The organism is Stenotrophomonas sp. STEN240 (assembly GCF_056756175.1).
Window position 1 is genome coordinate 117,093 of the sequence record NZ_JBRRBO010000004.1, and the last position, 18,600, is coordinate 135,692.

The 18,600-nt window shown below is 63.6% G+C and carries 15 protein-coding genes; 6 read left to right on the top strand and 9 right to left on the bottom strand.

The window, feature by feature from the left end; translation table 11 throughout:
* Window positions 1–92: 92 nt before the first annotated feature.
* Together ACVOKO_RS03220 and ACVOKO_RS03225 are read right to left on the bottom strand one after the other, a co-directional pair.
* Entirely contained in the window at window positions 93–1,223 is a 1,131-nt protein-coding gene (locus ACVOKO_RS03220; RefSeq protein ID WP_346497215.1) for an alpha/beta fold hydrolase, read from the bottom strand.
* Window positions 1,224–1,264: 41 nt separating this feature from the next.
* Complete coding sequence (locus ACVOKO_RS03225; RefSeq protein WP_346497217.1) at window positions 1,265–2,131, bottom strand: helix-turn-helix domain-containing protein; 867 nt, start codon at window positions 2,129–2,131, stop codon at window positions 1,265–1,267.
* Window positions 2,132–2,270: 139 nt separating this feature from the next.
* Here ACVOKO_RS03225 and ACVOKO_RS03230 point away from each other — a divergent pair, with 139 nt between their 5' ends.
* Window positions 2,271–2,648: an SRPBCC family protein gene (locus ACVOKO_RS03230; protein WP_346497219.1), complete on the top strand. Its 378-nt coding sequence runs from the start codon at window positions 2,271–2,273 to the stop codon at window positions 2,646–2,648.
* Between the two features lie 52 nt (window positions 2,649–2,700).
* Here ACVOKO_RS03230 and ACVOKO_RS03235 read toward each other — a convergent pair whose 3' ends face one another.
* From ACVOKO_RS03235 to ACVOKO_RS03245, 3 genes are all read right to left on the bottom strand, one after another.
* The gene (locus tag ACVOKO_RS03235) at window positions 2,701–2,997 is read right to left on the bottom strand and encodes a hypothetical protein (RefSeq protein ID WP_346497221.1); all 297 of its coding nucleotides are present in this window, start codon (window positions 2,995–2,997) and stop codon (window positions 2,701–2,703) included.
* 31 nt (window positions 2,998–3,028) lie between these two features.
* On the bottom strand, window positions 3,029–3,670 hold the full coding sequence (locus ACVOKO_RS03240) for a CDGSH iron-sulfur domain-containing protein (protein ID WP_346497223.1): 642 nt from the start codon (window positions 3,668–3,670) through the stop codon (window positions 3,029–3,031).
* 180 nt (window positions 3,671–3,850) lie between these two features.
* The gene (locus ACVOKO_RS03245; protein ID WP_346497225.1) at window positions 3,851–4,693 is read right to left on the bottom strand and encodes a class I SAM-dependent methyltransferase; all 843 of its coding nucleotides are present in this window, start codon (window positions 4,691–4,693) and stop codon (window positions 3,851–3,853) included.
* A 287-nt stretch (window positions 4,694–4,980) separates the two neighbouring features.
* Here ACVOKO_RS03245 and ACVOKO_RS03250 point away from each other — a divergent pair, with 287 nt between their 5' ends.
* The gene (locus tag ACVOKO_RS03250; RefSeq protein ID WP_346497227.1) at window positions 4,981–6,483 is read left to right on the top strand and encodes a SulP family inorganic anion transporter; all 1,503 of its coding nucleotides are present in this window, start codon (window positions 4,981–4,983) and stop codon (window positions 6,481–6,483) included.
* Window positions 6,484–6,890: 407 nt separating this feature from the next.
* Here ACVOKO_RS03250 and ACVOKO_RS03255 read toward each other — a convergent pair whose 3' ends face one another.
* Window positions 6,891–8,639, bottom strand: coding sequence for an acyl-CoA dehydrogenase family protein (locus tag ACVOKO_RS03255; protein ID WP_346497229.1), 1,749 nt, complete (start codon window positions 8,637–8,639; stop codon window positions 6,891–6,893).
* Window positions 8,640–8,822: 183 nt separating this feature from the next.
* On the opposite strand from ACVOKO_RS03255, the gene ACVOKO_RS03260 reads away from it, so the two are divergent.
* Window positions 8,823–9,785, top strand: a complete 963-nt coding sequence (locus ACVOKO_RS03260) for a hypothetical protein (protein ID WP_346497231.1) — start codon at window positions 8,823–8,825, stop codon at window positions 9,783–9,785.
* 187 nt (window positions 9,786–9,972) lie between these two features.
* Entirely contained in the window at window positions 9,973–11,043 is a 1,071-nt protein-coding gene (locus ACVOKO_RS03265; RefSeq protein WP_346497233.1) for a chitinase, read from the top strand.
* A gap of 146 nt (window positions 11,044–11,189) precedes the next feature.
* Here the strand turns inward: ACVOKO_RS03265 and ACVOKO_RS03270 are convergent, their stop codons facing one another.
* Entirely contained in the window at window positions 11,190–11,498 is a 309-nt protein-coding gene (locus ACVOKO_RS03270; protein WP_346497235.1) for an ASCH domain-containing protein, read from the bottom strand.
* A gap of 121 nt (window positions 11,499–11,619) precedes the next feature.
* Here ACVOKO_RS03270 and ACVOKO_RS03275 point away from each other — a divergent pair, with 121 nt between their 5' ends.
* Window positions 11,620–12,393, top strand: coding sequence for a lytic transglycosylase domain-containing protein (locus tag ACVOKO_RS03275; RefSeq protein WP_346497237.1), 774 nt, complete (start codon window positions 11,620–11,622; stop codon window positions 12,391–12,393).
* Window positions 12,394–12,663: 270 nt separating this feature from the next.
* Here the strand turns inward: ACVOKO_RS03275 and ACVOKO_RS03280 are convergent, their stop codons facing one another.
* On the bottom strand, window positions 12,664–13,125 hold the full coding sequence (locus tag ACVOKO_RS03280) for a hypothetical protein (protein WP_346497239.1): 462 nt from the start codon (window positions 13,123–13,125) through the stop codon (window positions 12,664–12,666).
* An 87-nt stretch (window positions 13,126–13,212) separates the two neighbouring features.
* Here ACVOKO_RS03280 and ACVOKO_RS03285 point away from each other — a divergent pair, with 87 nt between their 5' ends.
* The gene (locus tag ACVOKO_RS03285; protein WP_346497241.1) at window positions 13,213–15,294 is read left to right on the top strand and encodes a gluconolaconase; all 2,082 of its coding nucleotides are present in this window, start codon (window positions 13,213–13,215) and stop codon (window positions 15,292–15,294) included.
* Between the two features lie 82 nt (window positions 15,295–15,376).
* On the opposite strand, the gene ACVOKO_RS03290 is transcribed toward ACVOKO_RS03285, so the two are convergent.
* Window positions 15,377–18,409 (bottom strand): TonB-dependent receptor, encoded by a 3,033-nt coding sequence (locus tag ACVOKO_RS03290; protein WP_346497243.1) that lies wholly within the window; start codon window positions 18,407–18,409, stop codon window positions 15,377–15,379.
* Window positions 18,410–18,600: the final 191 nt, after the last annotated feature.

Below are 18,600 nucleotides of genomic sequence, written 5' to 3' on the forward strand. Positions count from 1 at the left end.
TTCACGCATCCGCAGCGTGATTGCTATCTGCGATAGCCCCGCTGCCAATCAACTCGGGCCGCGCCTGCTGCCAATGCCGCGCGGCATTTTTGTCAGTGCTCGAAGACGCCATCGCCAGCCTGCTCGGCGATGGGCCGTACCTCCTGCACCAGGCTCAGCAAGGTCTTTCCCGGTTCTTCATTCATCACCTCATGCGCGGACTGTTCGAACCAGATGAGTTTCTTCTGCGGCGCATCTACGCTGGCGAACCATTCGGCAGCCAGCTCCGAGGAGACGTTGCGGTCGTGCCGGCCCAGGAACAGGAACAGCGGCGTCTTGAGCTGGCGGGTGGTGCTCATGTCGAGGGTCAGCGCATCCGCGAGCAGATGCTGCATGGAAAAATCGTTGCCCTTCCGGGCCGCGGCTATATCCGCGTCGGCATACTCCGGTGACAGCGCAAAGGCTGCGGCCTCGGCATCGCCGCCGCGACGGTTGTGGACCATGCCGCCGTAGTGGTTCAACCAATGTCGCTGCTTGAACAGTGCATCCAATGCAACCGGGGTGTTGCCTTGGGCATAGGGTGCTATTGCCTGCAGGTCAGCGATGGCCTGCGCGTTGTGGTCGTGTTGGGCCTGTTGCATTGTCCATGCCCAGCCGCGCCGCTCGCTCTCCGGCGCGTTGGATATCTGGCCCATGCCGATATAGGCATGCAGCCACTGCGGGCGTTGCTTGGCCACTTCCAGGCCCAGATAGCTGCCCCAGGATTGGCCGAGCACGAAAATCTTCTGCTTGTCGAATTCCTGACGCAGCCACGCCACCATTTCCAGCGAATCGGCGACCATGCGCTCGCGGGTCATGGTGGGTGCCAGCTGCGCTGGGTCGTTGCTCGCAAAGGTCTTGCCCGCGCCGCGCTGGTCCCACTGCACCACAGTGAAGTATTCCTCCCAACCGCGCTGGAAGTACCAGCTGGTCGGCATGGCTACCCAGCCCGGCCCACCGTGCAGCATCAGCAAAACCGGGTTGCGGGCATCGTTGCCGCGGATCGATACCCATTGATCTATCCCGCCGATGCGCACCTTCTCCAGGCGTTCGATGCCATTGTCGGCAACCACGCGGCGCATATCGGCAACGATGGCGGTGGCCTGCGCCCGATCACGGGGCGCGGGTGCTTCGGGCACGGCGGCGCTTGCGCCGATACAGACGCCAGCGGTGATGCAGAGCAGGAGCAGCGGCAACAGCTTCATAGGTTTCCCAGGGTTGGTGTCAGTTGCAGGGATGAAGCCTGTCATGTGCTGGTCGCAACGGCACCTGCAGCAGGTTTGCAAGGTTGGCCGGGCGACATGCGGAAGCCACTTGGCGTTGTGCCCAACTCCCGGCGGAAGCGCCGGTTGAACTCCGAGATATCACCAAAGCCGGCATCCAGCGCAATCTGCAGCACGCTCTCATCGCCGTCGCGCAGGCGTTGTGCGGCCTGACGCATGCGCTGTGCGAGCATGAACTGATGCGGCGTGGTTCCGGTAATGCGTTTGAACTCGCGCAGCAGATGGGCAGGGCTCAGCGCTACATGTTGAGCAAGAGTGGTCAGCGACAGCGGCTGCTGGTAGTTGGACATCAGCCAATGCACCAGTTCCTGCACGCAGCGTGTATTCCTGGCACGCGCCGCGTTCGAGGCGGAGACCAAACCGCTGCAGCCGGCATGCCGGGACATGACCGTTTCCAGCAGTTGGAAGGCGAACGCTTCTATCTGCTGCGGGTTCTCGACCACCTGGTCCGCGTGCGGCAACAGGCCGGGGCCACATTGGCGGGGGGCGAACGCTGCCTGCTTGAAACGCAGCGGGCGTGCGCCGGGCAGGGCGGCGACAACCGCTTCCTGCACTGCAGGCTCAAAATGAAAGGCAAGGCAGCGGTCGCCGCGGCTGTGTTGGTGGCCGCATTCATAACAGTCACCCGGATTGCCCAACAGGATCGCGCCGGGCACCAGAATCGACATGCCACAACGGTTGCGGTAGCCGAAGCTGCCTTCCAGCACTACCGCGATGCTGACCCCGGCATGCTGTTCTTCGAAGCGGGGATCGGTGGGGCCGGCGCTGCAGGTCATCATCGCGCTGGACCAGCCCGGGCCGCTGCCCAGCGGCTGTGCGATCAAGGTCATTGCATCGGTTCCATCAATTTTCCCCAAGATCGTATCCCAGCCTGAGCGCAGCATCCGTGTCTGCATCCCAGAAGCGCGGATGCATCACCCAGGACAACAAGGAGGCGGTTGGATGGCAACAATATGGTGGGAGCAAGCGGTGGCGGTGCCGGCAGCGGTCGCCTGGGCGGCCTTGCGCCGCGTCGACAGGGCGCAGGTGTTGTTCAGCCCGGTGCTGGTTGATGGCTGCATGCATGGCGATGTCCGCGAGTTGGTGTTTGCCAGTGGCCTGCAAGTGAAGGAGCGTATCGTCAGCGTCGATGAGCACAGGCGGCGCGTGGCCTATAGCGCGCAGGGCGCGCCCTTTGAACATCATTCCGCATCGATGCAGGTCGTGGAGGACACGCGCGGCGGTTGTCGATTGATCTGGGTAAGCGACTTTTTGCCCGATGCGCTGGAGGAGGCGGTCCGGCCCTTGGTCATCGAGGGAGCCGCGGCGTTTGCGGCAAACCTGGAAGCGGGCCGGTCACTGGATTGAGCATGAGCGGCCGCACCGGAGGCATATTCGTTGTGGCCGCTGCCCGCTGAATTCAGTCCTGCGTATCGGATTCGATCTCCAGCACCGCACCCAGTCTCTCGGCCAGGGCCTGCGCGGCGTCCAGCACGCGCGCCCGGCTTTCGTCGTTGATGGTTTCCACCTGGATCAGATAGGAGCCGGGGCCTTGGTTGTCGCTCAGGCCCGCCGAGCTGCTGTCCTCATCATCGGCGGCAAATGCGGGTTCGGTGATGTCTTCGGCTGAATCCACATCGTCCATGCCCTTGAGCATGTCGAGCATGGCCTGGGTGACGGCTTCGTCGGCGGTGAGGCGGAGTTCGAGGTTTGCCATGTAAATCTCCTTGCGGACGTGAGGGGACGGCTTATTCACCTTCGGCCTGGAAGCCCACGTTTCGGTGGCTGCCATCGCAGAAGGGCTTGTTGTTGGAATGACCGCAGCGGCACAGCCAGGTTTCACTTATGCGGTGCAGGGTACGGCCGGTGCCGCTGACCACCTCGAGGTTGCCGATGACGTGCAGTGGGCCGTTCCGGGTCGGATTGACCTGCAGGGGGCCATCGCGTTGCGGCAGTGCCTCGGATTTCTGTTCGGCCGGCTCGCCGCTGGCGGTGAAGCCACAGTCGACATGGCGGTGGTCGCAGAAAGGCTTGTTGTGCGATTCGCCGCAGCGGCACAGGGTTGCGCGCATGCCTTCATCCTTGCCGGCAATGCGCAGCGGTGCAGTGAAAGCCAGCGGGCCGTTCTCGCGGATGTGCACCAGGTTGACTACCGGCGCGGGCTCGTTGTGGGAGCCGTCGTTGTATTCGTAGCGGATGGCGCCGGAGGGGCAGTTGCGCGCGATCAGCTCCACTTCCTGCGGGGCGACCGCATCGGGGTGGATCCATTCGCCGACCACGTTGGGCACGAACACATCCGGATGGCTGAGCACGCAGTTGCGTGAGTGGATGCAACGCTCGCCATCGAAGTGGATGGTGACGGTTGTGCCGCGTACGGTTTCGGTTGCCATGGGCTGCCTCCGCTTCGGAAAGCACAGTGTCGCGCGCGGGACGTTAAGGCGGGGCGTATGCAGCCATGTCTGCTTGTAGGAGCGGCGTGAGCCGCGAAGCAAGGGCCAATGGAACAGCTATCGGGCTGGGGCTTCAGAAGGTAAGCGCTTCGCGGCTTATGCCGCTCCTACAAAACCCGGTTATTTGCGTACAGCCAGCACCCCATCCAGCGCCAGCTCGGCCTTGAAACCGGCCTTCTGTAGGCGGGTGGCCACTTCGCGCGGTACATCGCGGCCGCTGGTGAGCTTGTTCGGCGCGCCGGTGTAATGGAACAGGCGGCCGCCTTTGCGCAGCACGCGCGCCAGTTGATCGTAGAACACCTGCGAGTACAGCTCGCCGGCAATGCCGAAGCGCGGCGGATCGTGCAGCACCGCGTCCATCGAGGCATCACCGATGTGTTCGATTTGTTTGGAGATATCGCCGTGGGTCAGTTGCAGGCGGCCAGCGGTGTGCTCGCCTTCCGGATCCGGCGACCACGGGTTGAGGGTGCGCAGCCAAAGAACTTCGGTGCTCTTTTCGAAGGAGCGTATGCCAGCCACGCCTTCATCCAGGCAACAGGCGGCGAAGTAACCCATGCCGCCGCAGGTATCGAGCAGCTGCTTGCCGCGCGGCGCCACCAGCGCCACCTTGCGGCGGGCATCGTCCAGCGGCGAGATCTGCGCGCTGACCAGCATCTTGATGCCGTCGATCTCGAAGGTGGGAATGCCCCAGTCAGTGGGTACCAGCTTGTACAGGCCGCTGCCAAAGCGCGAGGCCGCGCTGAATTCGTCGCCATCCCAGTAGTAGATGGTGCGGTCCTTGAGCTTGGCCGGCCACGGGTAGTGCTGGCCGCCGTACTGCCAGCCATCGGCGCTGAGGCTGACCGTTTGCTGGCTGCGGCCCAGGTCGAGCGAGGCGCTTGCTTCGCTGTTTCCCTTCTTCAGGGCGCTTTCCAGCTGCTCGAGCAGGGGGCGGGTCAGCAGGGGGCCGGTGTAGTGAGGCATGGGGATGGCAGTGATGCGGGGGAGGGAATGCTACCGCAGGGAGGGTTTTGGGTTTTTTTGTTCTTGGCGAAGAGCCCCCTCCCCAAGCCTCCCCTTTGCTTCGCAAAAGGGAGGGGCAGAACTCCCTCCCTTTGCCGCAGGCAAGGGGAGGGCCGGGGAGGGGTAGCTTTGGATGTCCGCCCCAAGCCAACCAGCGTTCAGCCGCCATCAGCAGGCATAATTTGCGCCCCTCCCTTCGATTCCGCCCGCTCCGCCGCCTTGCCCGTCGGTGCCGGCGGCCAGCCCGTATGTCCTTCCTTCATTCTGAACTGGCGCAGTGGCGCGCCCATCCCCTGCGTGAAATGTTGGCCGGCGCCGTGGCCACCTTTGCGCTGATCCCCGAGGTCATCGCGTTCTCGTTCGTGGCCGGGGTGGACCCGCAGGTGGGTTTGTTCGCGTCTTTCGTGCTGAGCATCGTGATCGCGGTGTTCGGTGGGCGGCCGGCGATGATCACTGCGGCTGCCGGTTCGGTGGCGCTGGTGGCAGCGCCGCTGATCAGTGCGCACGGCCTGCCCTATCTGTTCGCCGCAGGCCTGCTGGCCGGCGTGATCCAGATCCTGTTCGGGGTGCTGCGGTTGGGCGTGTTGATGCGGTTTGTCAGCAGTTCGGTACGCACCGGCTTCGTCAACGCGCTGGCGATCCTGATCTTCGCCGCGCAGCTGCCGCAGCTGCACGGTGCCACCGCCGCCACTTGGGCGATGCTGGCGCTGGGCCTGCTGGTGATCTACGGCTTGCCGCGCCTGCCGCTGCCCGGCGTGCGCGCGATTCCTTCGCCCTTGATCTGCATCGTGGTCTTGAGCGTGTTGGCAGCGTGGTTGAAGCTGGATCTTCCCACCGTGAATGACCTGGGCAAGCTTCCCGAGGCGCTGCCGCAATGGATGGGCTTGCCGTCCTTGCCGTTTGATCTGCAAACCCTGCGCATCATCGCGATGCCGGCCCTGGCCATTGCGATGGTGGGTTTGCTGGAATCGATGATGACGGCGCGCGTGGTGGACGAACTCACCGACACACCCAGCTCCAAGAACCGCGAGTGCACCGGTCTGGGTGTGGCCAATATCGCCGCCAGCCTGTTCGGCGGCATCGCCGGCTGCGGCATGATCGGGCAGACCGTGGGCAACGTGAAGTACGGTGGCCGCGGACGATTGTCGACGTTGTTTGCCGGCGTGTTCCTGCTGGTGCTGATGGTGCTGTTGAAACCGTGGGTGGGGCAGGTGCCGGTGATCGCGCTGGTGGCGATCATGGTGATGGTCAGTGTGTCCACGTTTGACTGGCGCAGCCTGGGCGCGCTGGTGCGGCATCCGCGCCTGTCCGGCGTGGTGATGCTGGCGACGGTGGCGGTGACCCTGGGCACGCACAACCTTGCGGCGGGTGTCGGTGTTGGCGTGTTGCTGAGCGGCGTGTTCTTTGCACTGAAGGTGGCGCGTCTGCTGCGTATCGAGCAGCAGGACCAGGCCGATGGCAGCGTGCGCTATGCGGTGAGCGGGCAGGTGTTCTTTGCCTCGGCGGATGCCTTCATCGATGCGTTTGATCCGCGCCTGGTGCAGGGGCGTGCGGTGGTGATTGATCTGTCAGCGGCACAGCTGTGGGATATCACCGCGGTGGCGGCGTTGGAGAAGGTGGTCAGCCGCTATCGTCATCACGGCATCAAGCCGCGCGTACTGGGGCTGGATCGGCACGGGCGGGCGCTGCTGCGGCGCGTGCTGCGTGAGGGTGATCTGGCCGTAGAGGATGCGCCAGCGTCAAGCTTGTAGGAGCGGCGTCAGCCGCGAAGCTGGTAAAGGCCAATGGCGGCACAGTGTTCGCAATTGCATGGCTGCCCGCAGCTGAGGGCGCGGTGGTTTCGCGGCTGACGCCGGTCCTACAGTTGTCGGGTGGCTGGATTGCCGGTGTAGGAGCGGCATAAGCCGCGAAGCTGATGCTGTTGCCGGTTGTTGAGGTATCTGCAATTGCAGTGGCTTCCGCAACGGACAGCGCGGTAGCTTCGCGGTTTACACCGCTCCCACAATCGTCGGGTGGCTGGGTTGCCTGTGTGGGAGCGGCGTCAGCCGCGAAGCCGGTGGTGATGCCAGTTGTTGAGGTATCTGCAATTGCAGTGGCAACCGCTACGGACAACGCGCTGGCTTCGCGGCTTACGCCGCTCCTACAAATAAAAGCTGGGTTACATCACATCCCAGGCGTAACCGCCGCGCTCCAGTACCGATGCCGCCAGCGATTCGACAATGTCGTCTTCGTTGCGCTCCAGCCCGCGTACGTTGCGCGCCATGCGTCGGCGCGCCTGGCGGGCAAACAGGCGGGCGATCTTCACTGCGTCGTCGGCTGCCGGGTGTCCCGCCTGCAGCAGGCTCTCCACGCGCGACAGTACACACAGCCCGACAAACAGATCGATGGCGATATCGGCCACGCGCTTCTGTGCATGCTGCTGGTCGGCGATCTTCTTGCCGTGCTTGCGCAGCAGCCGGTCCGATGCCTTCGAAAGTTCCACCGTGTACTTCTCGCACAGGCGCGCCAGTGGCCGCAGCGCGTCGTTGATCGGTGCGCGAATGCGGCCGGTGCCGTAACCGGTGGCTTCGCGCACACGGCGGCCGGCGTAGTCGCTGAGCACGCCGAAGCCCTTGATCGGGTCGTTGAAGATGCCGCCAACCGCGCTTTGCAGTTCGCTGAGGGTTGCGCCCACGCCCTTCAGTCCATTCAGCGCCACGTACAGGCGCAGGATCTCGTTGGTGCCCTCGAAGATCGACAGGATGCGCGTATCGCGGGTCATCTGCTCATACGGCAACTCGCGCATGAAGCCGTTGCCGGCGGCAATCTGCAGGGCTTCGTAGCAGCTGCGCTGCACCGCCTCGCTGGCGAAGATCTTGCTCATCGCCGCTTCCACCGAATAGTCGGTGCGGCCGCTGTCGATTAGATGCGCCACCATCCACACCGTGCTTTCGGCAGCGAAGCAGTCGGCAGTCATCTGCGCGATCTTCTCGCGCACCAGCCCGAACTCGGCAATCGGCTGACCGAACTGCTTGCGCTCGCTGGCCTGTGCGCAGGCCATGCGGATCAGCGCACGCATGCCGCCGACGGCGCCACCGCCCAGCCCGGTGCGGCCACTGTTGAGGATGTTCATCGCCACCTTGAAGCCCTTGCCCACCAGGCCCAGTACATTGGCCGCCGGCACGCGTACCTCGTTGAAGGCAACGGTGGTGGTGGACGAGGCGCGGATGCCCATCTTGTCCTCGTGCGGGCCGTGGCTGACACCCTCCCAGCCGGCCTCGACGATGAAGGCGGTGACCTTGCCTTCCGGTGTGTCGGTGCGCGCGAACACGGTGTAGAAATCGGCGATGCCGCCGTTGGTGATCCAGATCTTCTCGCCGCTCAGGGTCCAGCTGCCGTCGTCGTTGCGATGGGCCTTGGTGCGGATGGCGGCGGCATCGGAGCCGGCGCCGGCTTCGGTCAGGCAGAACGCGGCAATCATCTCGCCGCTGGCGAGCCTGGGCAGATAGCGCTGCTTCTGCTCGTCGTTGCCGAACAGCAATAGCCCCTTCATGCCGATGGAACTGTGCGCACCGATGGTCAGCGACACCGAGCTGTCATGGCTGCTGGTCTGGCCCAGTACCCGCGCATAGGCGCCGTTGGACAGCTCCAGTCCGCCGTATTCCTCCGGGATGATCAGCCCGAACAAGCCCATCTCACGCAGCGCCTGGATGAACTCCGGCGGCTGCTCCGCGTCGCGGTCGTATTGGCGCAGATCGGCGGTCTTGTCGGCCAGGAACTGGTCGATGGCATCTGTCATCGCGCCCAGCATCTCGCGGTCACGTTCGCGGATCTGCGGATAGGGGAACAGCACATCTTCGGCGATATGGCCGAAGAACAACTGCTTGGCGATGCTTTCATCCAGGTTCTGCGCTGCAACGGTATTCACGTACGGCTCCTTGGGTGCGGGCGATGACGGCCTTTGTTGAATGATGGCCCACTCTTGCCGCGGGTTCACCCATTCGCAAGGCACAATCGTGGAACTCGTTGCGCTCTTGTCGGTCTCTGAACTGTGCGCTTGTACCGTGACAGGGCCGGTTACCGCCCTGCGTTGTGTGGCTGATGGAGTTGCATGCGTTCTGACCGTTCCGCCGAGCCGCTCTGGATCCGCCTGACTGCCGCGGTGATTGCCTTGGCATTCATGGCCGGGCTGGCGCGGCTGATGCTGCAGTTGCCAACGCTGAACGTGGTGGAAGAACAGACGCGGATACAACTGCGTTGGCTGTTGCCGGCTCACGCTACAGACGAACAGCCGCAGCCGCGTTCAGCGCCGCTGCCGCGTTTGGTGCAGGCAGACATCGCTCAGGCCGCTGACGCTCCCACGTCACCGTCAGCGCAAGCGCAAGCACCGGCCATGCCTGCGGCGCCCGCAGAACCGGCCGCATCGGCGCCCTCCCAGGCGGCATGGTCGCAACGTCTTTATGGGCGCGATGGCAGTCTGGCGGTGCCGCAGGGCGCTGCGGCATCTGCGCAGAAGAATGCTGCGCAGCGGTTATTCGAGCATCGCGATGAATTGGCTACGGGCGTGGGCGAGCGGCCGTTGGAGAAGATGGTCTCCGGTATGTTCGAAGACAAGAAAAAGCCGCCGACGCTGGGCGAAATGGGCGCGCGCTTGATCCACGGGCGGGACATCCAGCCGGCGCAGGCGCGGCGTCCGCCGGATATCGCGTTCAATCCCAGCCTGCACGAGCGCCCGTCTGATCTGGGTAGCGAAGCCACGGGGGATGCCTACAAGGCCGCACCCATCCGCTACGAGAAGGCGCCGGACATGAAAGGCGAGGCCAGCCGTCGCATTCGTGTCGCCATGGGGGCGTTGGAACAACGCTATCCGCGTTGCAATGGCGAGCAGCGCCGACGCTGGCTCGGCACCGCGCAACAGCATCTGGACGCCTTGCAGCGCGTGGAGTACCGCTACAACAACGGCGCCGATCCCGTCGAAGCCGAGCACAGCCTGCTCAGCGCGGCCGACAGTGCCTACGACCTGGCACGGCGTGCACTCTGGGACGCGGAGCGGCGCATGAAAATGTGCACTTGAGCGCAGGTCATCGCAGGCCAGTGGCGAGCCTTGTTGCCGACATTGGCAGTTCCGGTTGATGCGGCCGTATGTCACCCAACGGACAAACCGGGACAAACCAGGACGACTTTCCTAAGTTGTTGTCTTTGAATGGCTTTTTGCTGGATTTGCATGCCTAGAATCGGGCGTCTTCCATTCTGGGGTTGTGATGAAGTCGATCAGTGTGTTGTTTTCCGTATTGGCGCTTGTTTCCACATTCGGCTGTCAGGCAACGTCCAAGGCCGCTGCTGCGACCGGCGCGGGCGTTGCGCCCGGCCACAGCCATGCGCTGCCCAAGCATGCGTTGGTGGGTTATCTGCACAACTTCGACAATGGCCAGGGGCTGTTGCCGGTGGCCAAGGTGGATGACAGTTGGGATGTGATCGTGCTGGCGTTCGCCGATGACATGGGCGAGGGCAAGGTGGCGTTCAACCCGGACCCGGCGCTGGATCGCACTCAGTTGATCGCGGACATTGCCGCCAAACGTGCGCAGGGCAAGATCGTGGTGCTGTCCTTCGGCGGTGAGCTGGGCACGGTGACCTTGAACACGCAGCGCGATGAAGACAACTTCGTACGCACCACCGCCGATGCCATCAACACCTTCGGCTTCGACGGCATCGATGTCGATCTGGAAAAAATCGCCGGCGTGGTGCACGGCGCGCCGGTGATCCCGCACCTGGTGTCCGCAGTGAAGCGGCTGCATGAGATGTACCCGAACCTGTATGTGTCGATGGCACCGGAGCATCCCTATGTGCAGGGTGGGCTGGTGTCGATGGACGGTATCTGGGGCGCCTATCTGCCCTTGATCGACGGCCTGCGCGACGAACTGGACCTGCTGCACGTGCAGCTCTACAACAACGGCGGCCTGCCCACGCCCTATCGTGCCGAGAAGTACCCGGGCGGCAGCGTCGACATGATGGTGGGCTCGGCCAAAATGCTGATCGAAGGCTTTGAGCTGGCCGGCGGCAAGGGACGGTTTGCCGGGCTGCGCGCGGACCAGGTTGCACTGGCGTTGCCGTCAGGCCTGCGCGCCGCCGGCAATGGCTATGCGACAGCGACGGATATCAACCGTGCCTTCGACTGCCTGACCACTGCTACCCAGTGCGATGAGGTGAAGCCCAGCCAGCCGCGTCCGGATTTCCGTGGCGTGATGACCTGGTCGATCAACTGGGATGTGGCCGACGGCCGCGCGTTTTCCGAGCCGGTAGGCCAGCATCTGCGGGCGGCGCGCGGCCGCTGAGTGTGTGGGGAGCGTGTGCGCGTGGTGGTGCTGGACGTGTGCCGGAACGCAAACGTAGACGCTCCCTTTCATTCAGTGCCACGCACCGGCTTGCGCCCAACATGCGCAGGCCGGTGCAGGTGAAGAGGGCTGGGACAGCAGCCGCCTTACTGCACCTGGAAGTGCACCAGGGTTACCAGCTCGTCACTGCGGAAACCCGGATACAGGCGCTGCATCACCGCCAACAGCCCAGCCGGGGTACGGCATGCAGGGTCATGTTCGTCGCGCAGATCCGCTTCTTCCAGCGCATCGAAACTGCGCAGTTCGGTGTGCAGGGGCAGGGGACCCAGCTGCCCCCCTTCGCCCAGTGCGATGCAGGCCTGGGTCACGCCATGCCAGCGGGCGCCACGCCGTACGCTTGTGTTGCGCCCGGTATGGAACTGCGGGTTGTCGAAGCCTAGCAGGGGTACGCTCATGGGCTTGGGGCAGGAATGGAAAGCGGCTGTTCATTCTGGGCGCGATTGGCGTATTTTTCATCACCTGCCGTTCAAGCATGCAGGCTCAGCATCGTCCTCCTTCTGTTGATGGAATCCGGCCATGCCGCGCGCGGCTGCGCTTGTGCTGTTGCTGCTGATCTACGGGCTGTGCGGGCCGTTGCAGGCGCGCACGGTGTACCGCTGTGTGCAGAAGGCCACCGTCAGCATGGCCACTGCGCCCGAGCCCGGCTCTGTCTGCAAGGCCATCGAAATCGACGACAACGCCGTGCAGACGCCCAATCTATGGGGCAATTTCGGGGTGTTCAGCGGCACCCTGTACGAGCGTGAGCAGGACGGCAAACAGGTTTATTCCACCCGCAATCTGCCGGGCTCGACGCCTTACCTGCGCTTCACCGTGGCCACGCCGCCGGGCGAGCCCGCGCATGCCGGGCTGGGGCGGGTGGGTACACCGCAGTTGAACCGTCATGCACCGCAGTTCCGCGCTGCCGCCAAGGCCACCGGCGTGGATGATGCATGGCTGCGTGCGGTAGCCCATGCGGAAAGCGCGTTCGATGAAAAAGCGGTGTCGCCCAAGGGCGCGCAGGGTGTGATGCAGCTGATGCCGGAAACCGCGAGCGAGTATGGCGTAAGCGATCCGCTGTCGCCGGCGCAGTCCATCAACGGCGGTGCGCGTTACATGAAATCGCTGCTGCGTCGTTACAACGGTGACCGGACCTTGGCTGCGGCAGCCTATAACGCAGGCATCGGCGTGGTTGCGCGCTATGGCGGCGTGCCGCCGTATGCGGAGACGCGGCAATACGTGGACAAGGTATTGGCCTTGTACGGCCGGTATCGCGAGGCGATGGGAACCGGGCCGGAGCGGCCGGCGTTGTAGTTTGATTGTTGGGGGTTGGAGTTGGAGTGGGGCGAAGGTGACTTCACAGTTGGAGTTGGAGCCGGGAGCCGGGAGCCAAAGCCAAAGCCAAAGCCAAAGCCAAAGCACCCCTCCCCAACCCTCCCCTGCGCTGCGCGCAAGGGAGGGGGTGATAGTGCAGTGCTGACGCTTTGGCTTGAGCTCCCTCCCTTTCGCCGTAGGCGAAGGGGAGGGTTGGGGAGGGGTGCTTTGGCTTTGCGGTTGTTCCCGCTTTCGCCCCCAGCTTCCCCCTCAATCCACCCCAGCCTCAAGCAAGCGCAACTGCTGCCACCCCACGTGATGCATCAACTCGCGCACCACCACCAGGGCAGCAACGAAATTCGCCCGCTCCGGCAGCCCCATGGACTTGGCTGGCATGCCGGACGCTACCTGCGCCAGCTGGTTGAATGCCCGTTCCACCTCTTCAATATCCAACTCCCAGATCGGCTGTTGCGGGTAGCCCAGCACGCCCGGCAAGGGCGCAAGCGCTGGATCGGCACATTCCAATACCTCCAGCGAATCCTGGCGCAGGGCCGGAATCCAGGGCATGAGGGCATCCTCGATGCTGGCGATGGCCTGCTCCAATGCCTGTTCCGACGGCGGAAAGTGCTGCAGGCCCGCCTCCAGCAGCGATGACAGCGACAGCGGCAGGCTGATGTCGGTGGTTTGCCCGGCGCGCAGCCGGATCAGGTCTTCTTGCAGATACAGGTGCATACACTTCTCCAGCAGGCAGGGCTTTCGGCGGTTCCGCCGCGGGCCGTGAGCGTCTATCGTGCCGGGTCCGCAGTTGGTTGGGTGTACATGGATCGCAAACATTGGGTAATGGCCGTCATCGTCGTCACCGCTGCCGCCTTGGGTGCCAGCTTCCTGTGGCCGCCCACGGCGCCCGAACCGGCAGCGCCACCGGCGACACCGCTGGGCTGGCAGGCACGGATCGATCTGCTCGGCGGTGACGGGGTGGCGGGCAACGCTGCCGGCACTGCCGCGCAGACCCGCTTCAGTGATCCCTGGGGCCTGGTGATGGGCGGTGGCGTGCTGTTCGTAGCCGATGCCGGTGAAAACAACCGCATCCTGTATCGCGGCCTGGATGGCCGCTTCCAGCTGCTGGCAGGTAGCGTCGAGGGCCTGGCCGATGGTCAGGGCAGTGCGGCGAAGTTCAATACGCCCTCGGGTATCGCCTTGGACGCGCAGGGCAACCTGTATGTCGCCGACACCGGCAACCACGCCATCCGCAAGATCAGCACGCAGGGGCTGGTCAGCACGCTGGCGGGCAATGGCAGCCCCGGTTTTGCCGATGGCAACGGCGCACAGGTGCGCTTCAACGGGCCGATGGGGGTGGCAGTTGGGGCCGATGGCCGCGTCTATGTTGCCGATACCTGGAACGACCGCATCCGCGTGATTGCCACCGACGGCACGGTCACCACCTTGGCCGGCGGCGCGCAGCCGGGCTGGGAAGATGGCCCCGGCGCGCAGGCGCGTTTCGATACGCCCACCGATCTGAAGTTCGACGGCCACGGCAATCTCTGGGTTGCCGACCTGCAGAACAATGCGCTGCGCAGCATTGATGGCAACGGCATGGTCAGCACCCGTGTCGGCATGCCCAATGCCGAGCGCGTGCTATGGGGGCCGATGACGCTGGCGATCACCCACGACGACGTGGTCTATGTGGGCGAACGGCAGACTGGCCGCGTGGTACAGCTGTCACCGCATGGCCACATCGTCGCCGTGGCCGGCAACGATGCCCTGCGTTTTGCGCGCCCGGCCGGGCTGGCGCTGGCGCCGGATGGCAGCCTGCTGTTGAGCGATGCCGATGCCTATCGCATCCATCACCTGGTGCCACGCACGGCAGACATGCCGGAGGTGCCGCCGGAGCTCGGGCCATCGGCGGACAACCCCTTGCCAGCAAACCAGGGCCGTTGGCCACTGGCACCGCAGTCGGGCTGGCACGAGGTGACCGGCACCCTGGGCGAGGTGCGCGGCAACTTCAGCGGTGAGAGCAGGCACCATCTGCACAGTGGTTTCGATGTGCGCGGCGACGTCGGCCAGACGGTACTGGCCATCGCCAGCGGCAAGGTCAGCAGCCCGGCTTCAACCTGGACCCTGGGCGGGCAGGCCGAAGGCTTGTCGCTGGACAAACTCGATTACATCCACATGAAGGTTGGCCGCGACGCATCCAACCGCGCGCTGGACCCGGCGCGCATGCAACTGGTGTACGACGACAGCGGCCAGCTCGATCGTGTGCGCGTGCGTCGTGGCACCCGCTTCCAGCCCGGTGATGCGTTGGGCAGCATCAACAACCAGGCGCATGTGCACCTGGCGGTGGGGCCGTCCGGCTATGAGCGCAATGCCGTGCGTCTAGGTTTCTCGAACTATGCCGATCATGTTGCGCCGAAGATCGACGACATCGCCGTGCTCGACGCTGACAATCAACGCCTGGTCGAAAAAGTGGATGGGCGTCTGCGCGTGCCGCGCGATGGCGCCGGCCTGCAGCTGGTGGTGGAAGCCTGGGACCAGGTCGACAACAACCTGCCGCGACGCCGGCTTGGCCTTTACAGCCTGGGCTATCAGATCCTGGACGCCACCGGCCGCGCGCTGCCCGGCTACGAGCAGCCGCGCACCAACATCATCTTCAATCGCATGCCGCCGCAGCGCGAAGCGGTGAAGCAGGCCTATGCCGCCGACAGCGGCATCACCGTGCACGGCAGCAGCAGTACCCGCTTCCGCTATGTGCTGACCAACACCGTGCGTGACGGGCTGCTGGCCGGCGTTGCGCTGCAACTGGCCGAACTGCAGCCGGGCAATTACACGATCCGGATCAGTGCCAAGGACTTCAGTGGCAATGAGGCGGTGGCAGGGCGTGAGCTGCAGTTGCTGTTGCAATGACGGATAAAAAAACCCCGGCGCTGGGCCGGGGTTTCAAGTACTTCATTATTACAGAGAGATTGCGTTGTTGCGGTAGTTCAGATCAGAAGTCGTACGACGCGGTCAGACGCACCGAACGCGGCGCGGTGTAGTAGGTGCCCATGCCGTAGGTGTTGGAAACTGTGTACGGGATGTCGTCCTCGTACTGCGCTTCGGATTGGATCTGACGCAGCTGGTTCAACACGTTGAACACATCCAGGCCAAAGGCCAGCTTGTGCTCGGCGAACGCCGGGCGATACATCACGCCCATGTCCAGACGCGTGGTCCACGGCTGGCGTCCAGCCTGGCCGGGGCGCGAAGGTGAACCGTTGCAGTAGTGGTACGAGGAGTAATAGCCGCCAGCCGGATCGCTGCCGTCCGTACCGTAGAAGCCCAAGCAGCTCTTCGGCATGCCGGAGGTGACGCGCAGCGTTGCCGATGCGGTCCACTCATCGTTGAACTGATAGGCGCCATAGCCTTTCAGCTGATGACGACGGTCGTTGGCCAGATAGCCGCCTGCATATTCCATCAGGTACGAGCTGTCCCAGTCCTGGGTCTTGGCGACGTCATCCTGGCCGATGTCGGACTTGACCTGACCTTCGGTATTGCCGAAGTTGCGCGACCAGGTGTAATCCAGGCGGCCGTACCACTTGTCGCTCAGCGGGTGCTCGACGAACAGATCCACCGCGATGTACTCGCGCTTCGCTTTCTGGCCGTGGTAGCCCCAGTCATTGCCGCTCATCTGGAACGCGGTGTAACCCGAGCCATCGATGTGCTTGGCCATGAACGTATTGGTCTTGCCCGGGTTGAAGATCACGCAACCGGGAACATCCAGGTTGGCCGTGTCCACGCCTATCGAATCGAGCTTTTCGTACATGCGATCGGAATCGCAGGTGTCGTCGATGGCGGTCTGCAGGCGACGGTAGGTGAACTTGGCGCCGGTGTTCCAGGACTCGCCAAGGGTCTTCTCGAAGCCCAGGATCAATTCATCCTGGTACTGCGACTTGAGGTCGGTCGGGGCGACCGACAGCGGGTCGGGTGCCTGGCCATATTCGTTGTTGGTGGAAATGGGGCCCGGGCCCATTGCCGTCAGGTCGATCGGATTGCCGTTGGCATCGATGCCACCGTACGTGAAGTATTCACGCGTGTAGGTCGAGGCTGAGGCGCCGCGGATGGCAACGCTGTTGGGCAGGGCCAAGTAGTAGCGGCCCAGGTTGGCGAACACCTTCAACGAGGAGTCACCGAAAACGTCCCAGCTTGCGCCCAGACGCGGTGCCCACTGGTCGCCACTTTCAACATAGGCGATAGCGTCGCTGTTGTAGTTGGTGAATTTGTCGTTGCGGATACCCAGCGTTACCAGCCAGTTCGGCGTGACCTGCCAACGGTCTTCCAGGTAGTAGGCCTTCTGGTCGACCGACATGCTGGTGGTGGTGGAGAAAATGTACTGTGCAACGTAGTAGCCCTCGCCACCTGGGGCAGCAACACCGGCACCAGCGTTCGGGGAAACATTCGGGTCGCTGGCCTTGCTGTAGATCCACGCGTAGCCGGGGCCCGTCATTGCCTGGCCTTCGTTGTGGCCGTCGTAACGCATGTTGTCGATACCGGCGGTCAACTCATGGTTGCCGATACGGTACTGCAGGTCCATGCGCAGGCCGCGCGTCTTGCTGCCCGCATCGCCCGCCTTGGTGTACAGGTCGGGCTGGTCGTTGCGGATCGGCGAGCCACCGGTCAGAGCCGTGTTCTGGTTGCCTGCACCGCTGATGTAGGGGTTGAGTGAATTGCCGGGGTTGGATTCCAGGTTGCTCTGCTTGCTGCGGCCCCACACTGCGCTCAGCGTCAAGTCATCGGTCAGGTAACCGGTGTACTTGAAGATGTCGAAGTCATCCTTGATCTTGATGGTGTTCGGGCTGGCGCCGGTACGACCGCCTTCTGACAAATCGTCGTAATCAAAGGCGGTGTAGTAGCCGGCCTGACGGTCCGTGTTCTGCACGCGGGTGTATTCCAGCGTGTTGCTGTCGTTGATGTTCCAATCGATCTTGCCGTAGAACTTCGGCGCGCTGTAGCTGTAGTTGTTGCGGGCCTGCTGTGCGGATGCAACGCTGTTGGTGGACACGCCGTCGGTCTTGTCCGACTCGGCCGCCAGGTGCACGAACAGACGATCTTCGATCAGCGGACCGCTGACGTAGCCGCTGGCCGTGGTGCGGGTGGCAGTGTCGTTGTTGCGAGAGCGGTACAGCGTGCCTGGCAGGCTGTCGTCGGTGTAACCATAGCCATCGGGCAGCTTACGGTTCGGGTAGTACACGTCACGGGGTGATGCCGCCAGCGAGTCCGGCGCCCAGGTGGTCTGGACACCGAAGTGCCACTCATTGGTACCGCGCTTGCCGAGCTGGTTGATCACGCCGCCGGTGGAACGGCCGTAACCTGCGCTGTAACCACCGGTATAGGTTTCCTGCTGGTCGATCGAGCCATAAGGCAGGCTGACGCCACCCAGATTGCTCAACGGATTGGAGGCATTGAAGCCGTTGAGGTAGTACGCGTTCTCGGTGACGCTGGAACCGCCGAAGGAGAGTACAGAGCGCGAACCATTGGTGAACGCGCTGCTGCCGGCGACCACACCCGGGGCAAGCAAGGCGATGGCTTCAGCACTGCGGCCCAGCGGCAGCACATCCAGCTGTTCGGAGGTGATCACCGACTTGGAAACGGTGTTGCTCACGTCGATCTTGGGGATGTTGGCGGCAGTGACAGTCACCGCATCCAGCGTGGTGGCGCCTTCGCCACCGAAGGAGACTTCGGTACCCGCGCCGACGCGCAGCAATACGTTCTCGCGCTTGTCCAGGACCTGGCCATCACGCTCCAGGCTGATCGAGTACTTGCCCACCGGCAGCGAGCCGAGGTTGTAGCGGCCATTGGCATCAACCGCAACGCTGCGCTTGAGGCCGGATTCGTTCTGGACGGTGATGGTGGCACCGGCGGCAGAGGGGGCGTTGCCGAACAGGGAACCGGTGGTGCTCTGGGCAGCGGCGGCGCCGATGACCGAGGTCAGGACGAGGGCCAGCGCGGTGCGCTTGAGCCGGGTGACGTTGGTGCTGCGGGTCATCAAATTTCCTTCTCTCATTGATTTGGCAAACTGCTGTTGCAACCGCGCTGCACTGAAATGTAGTTTTCGTTACAGCTGAACGAAATCTTAATTTCACTTGAATGCATTTTGCAATATCAGCTGAAACTAATTTCAAGACATTGATTTTTATAAATAAAAATAGTGTTAATGAGAGTTTGTTCGCATTCATT